Annotated in this window: 2 pseudogenes; both read left to right on the top strand. The window is 68.5% G+C overall.

Features of this window, described 5'->3' with window-relative positions:
* The first annotated feature begins 170 nt into the window (after positions 1-170).
* Positions 171-3,156 (top strand): annotated as a pseudogene (locus tag IF46_RS33000) (molybdopterin-dependent oxidoreductase).
* Positions 3,146-3,503 (top strand): annotated as a pseudogene (locus tag IF46_RS0131955) (4Fe-4S ferredoxin); the annotation flags it as partial. The pseudogenes IF46_RS33000 and IF46_RS0131955, both read left to right, overlap by 11 nt.

Genomic DNA, 3,503 nt, shown 5'->3' on the forward strand with positions numbered 1-3,503 from the left:
TACCGTTCGGCTGGAGCCGCGTCGTGCCACTCGCCGAGAGGCGACCTGCACACCGACACCAGCGCCGCCCCCGGCCCACAAGGTCGGGGGCGGCGCTGTTTGTCTTCCCGGTTCGCGAACCTGCCTCAGTTGACCTATCTTCAGAGGGCGCGTGGGAGGAGGTGTCGGGGTTGGGCTTACGGACCTTCATCGAGGGCTGGCCGGTGTACCGGCAGCTCACCGGCACGGACCCGTTGGGGCGGGGTGCGGCGGCGAAGTCCGATGGGTCCCGTGCGCTCACCGCCCGCACCGAGGACGCCGACAGCGTCGCCCGGTCCGTCTGTCCGTACTGCGCTGTGGGTTGTGGTCAGCGGGTGTTCGTGAAGGACGGGCGGGTCAGTCAGATCGAGGGTGATCCGGACAGCCCGATCTCGCGGGGTCGGCTCTGTCCGAAGGGTTCGGCGAGCAAGAGTCTGGTCACCAGCCCGTTGCGGCAGACGAAGGTTCGCTACCGCCGCCCGTACTCGATGCAGTGGGAGGATCTGGAGCTCGACACCGCGCTCGACATGATCGCCGACCGGATCCTCGCCGTCCGCGAGCAGACCTGGGAGGACGTCGACACGCAGGGCCGGCCGCTCAATCGGACGTTGGGTATTTCCAGTCTGGGTGGGGCGACGCTGGACAACGAGGAGAACTACCTCATCAAGAAGTTGTTCACCGCGATGGGGGCGCTCCAGATCGAGAACCAGGCTCGTCGCACCAGCGCGGTTGCCGACTCGTACCTGCCGATCCGGGCGGGCTCGGACATCGCGCTGCTGGGTGGGGTGGTGCGCTACATCCTGGACAACGAGCTGGACTTCCGCGAGTACGTGCTCGCGTACACGAACGCGGCGACGATCGTGAGCGAGGAGTTCAGCGACACCGAGGACGGCGACGGCTTCTTCTCCGGGTTCGACCCGGAGACCGGCACCTACGTGCAGGATAGCTGGCAGTACGAGGGGCACGAGAGGTCGTCGGGGAGTGGGCACACCGCCCAGGAGCGGGACAGCGCCGCGGGGTTGGCGCACGAGTCGCACGGCGCGCAGGTGGGCGGGGAGACCCGGCGCGACGAGACGTTGCAGCACCCGCGCTGCGTCTACCAGATCCTCAAGCGACACTTCGCCCGCTACACCCCGGAGATGGTGGAGCGGGTCTGCGGCATCCCGCAGACGCAGTTCCTCGACCTGGCCCAGGCGTGGGCGGCGAACTCGGGTCGGGACCGTACCGGCATGCTGATCTACTCGGTGGGCTGGACGCAGCACAGCGTCGGTGTGCAGTACATCCGCACCGGCGCGATCATCCAGCTGTTGCTGGGCAACATGGGCCGCCCCGGCGGCGGGATCATGGCTCTGCGTGGCCACGCCAGCATTCAGGGCTCCACGGACATCCCGACGTTGTTCAACCTGCTGCCCGGTTATCTGCCGATGCCGCACCACGCCGAGCACCCGAGCTTCGACGAGTGGGTGGACAGCATCCGGCACCCGGGCCAGAAGGGTTTCTGGGGCAACGCGCGGTCGTTCGCCGCGAGCCTGCTCAAGGCGTACTGGGGTGACGCGGCGACCCCGGAGAACGATTTCTGCTACGGCTACCTGCCCCGGCTCACCGGCGATCACGGCACCTATCAACAGGTGCTCAACATGATCGACGGGAAGATCAAGGGGTACTTCCTGCTCGGGCAGAACCCGGCGGTCGGTTCGGCGCACGGCCGGGCGCAGCGGCTGGGCATGGCGAACCTGGACTGGCTCGTGGTCCGCGACCTGTTCGAGATCGAGAGCGCGACCTTCTGGAAGAACGGCCCGGAGGTTGCCACCGGCGAGCTCGTACCGCAGGAGTGTCGTACCGAGGTGTTCTTCCTGCCCGCCGCGTCGCATGTGGAGAAGGAGGGCACGTTCACGCAGACGCAGCGCCTGGTGCAGTGGCGGGAGAAGGCTGTCGAGCCGCCGGGCGACGCCCGCTCCGAGCTGTGGTTCTTCTACCACCTGGGCCGCAAACTGCGGGAGAAGCTGGCCGACTCGCCGCTGCCGCGCGACCGGGCGCTGCTCGACCTCACCTGGGACTACCCCACGCACGGTCCGCACGCGGAGCCGAGCGCCGAGGCGGTGCTGCGGGAGATCAACGGGTACGACGTGACGACAGGCCGCCCGTTGGCCGGTTTCGTCGAGGCCCGCGCGGACGGCTCGACCGCGATCGGTTGTTGGATCTACAGCGGGGTGTACGCGGACGGTGTGAACCAGGCCGCCCGGCGCAAGTCCCGCCACGAGCAGGACTGGGTGGCCGCCGAGTGGGGTTGGGCGTGGCCGGCCAATCGGCGCATGCTCTACAACCGTGCCTCCGCCGACCCGGACGGCAACCCGTGGAGCGAGCGCAAGCGCTACGTCTGGTGGGATGCGGAGAAGGCCGAGTGGACCGGTTACCGACCCGTTCGTCATGCAGGGTGACGGCAAGGGTTGGTTGTACGCGCCCAGCGGTGTCCTGGACGGGCCGCTGCCGACGCACTACGAGCCGGTCGAGTCGCCGGTGCGTAACCCGCTCTACGGTCAGCAGGCCAACCCGACCCGCAAGATGTACGCGCACCCGGTGAACTCGGTGAACCCGAGCCCGCCGCAGGAGCACGGTCAGGTGTTCCCGTACGTGTTCACGGTCAGCCGACTCACCGAGCACCACACCGCCGGTGCGATGAGCCGGACCGTGTCGCCGCTGGCCGAGCTGCAACCGGAGATGTTCGTCGAGGTGTCCCCGGACCTGGCGACCGAGGTCGGGCTGACCCATCTGGGTTGGGCACACCTGGTCAGCGGCCGCGCGGTGATCGAGGCGCGGGTGCTGGTGACCGACCGGCTCACCCCGCTGCGGGTGGACGGTCGGATCATCCACCAGGTCTGGTTGCCGTACCACTTTGGTTTTGAGGGTCTGGTGACCGGCGACTCGGCAAACGATCTGTTCGGCATCAGCCTGGACCCGAACGTCCTGATCCAGGAGAGCAAGGTCGGTACCTGTGACGTGCGGCCGGGTCGTCGTCCCACCGGGCCGGCGTTGCTCGACCTGGTGGCCGACTACCAGCGGCGGGCTGGGATCATTCCCGGCCAGCACGCGCCGGCCGTGACCACCGACAGCGAGGGGAAGGAGCGCGGTGCTTCCTGACCCGAACAGCCTGTACGGTCCGCTGGACCCGGCACCGGACGCCGGTTATGAGAACGCGCCACCCCGGATGGGGTTCTTCACCGACACCAGTGTCTGCATTGGCTGTAAGGCCTGCGAGGTCGCCTGCAAGGAGTGGAACGGCGTTCCGCAGAGCGGCCTGGACCTGCTCGGCATGTCGTACGACAACACCCTCGGCGCACCGGTCGTCGCTGGCCCGGACCGGCCGGTCGACGCGGGAGCGGGACCGCAGTTCCTGGGGATGCCGGGGGCGCAGCCGCCGGGGCGGGGCACGGGTGCGGAGGAGCGTACGGATTTCCGGTGGTTGATGATGTCGGATGTCTGTAAGC

This window comes from Micromonospora chokoriensis, from assembly GCF_000718555.1.
In the GTDB taxonomy this organism is placed as follows: domain Bacteria; phylum Actinomycetota; class Actinomycetes; order Mycobacteriales; family Micromonosporaceae; genus Micromonospora; species Micromonospora chokoriensis_B.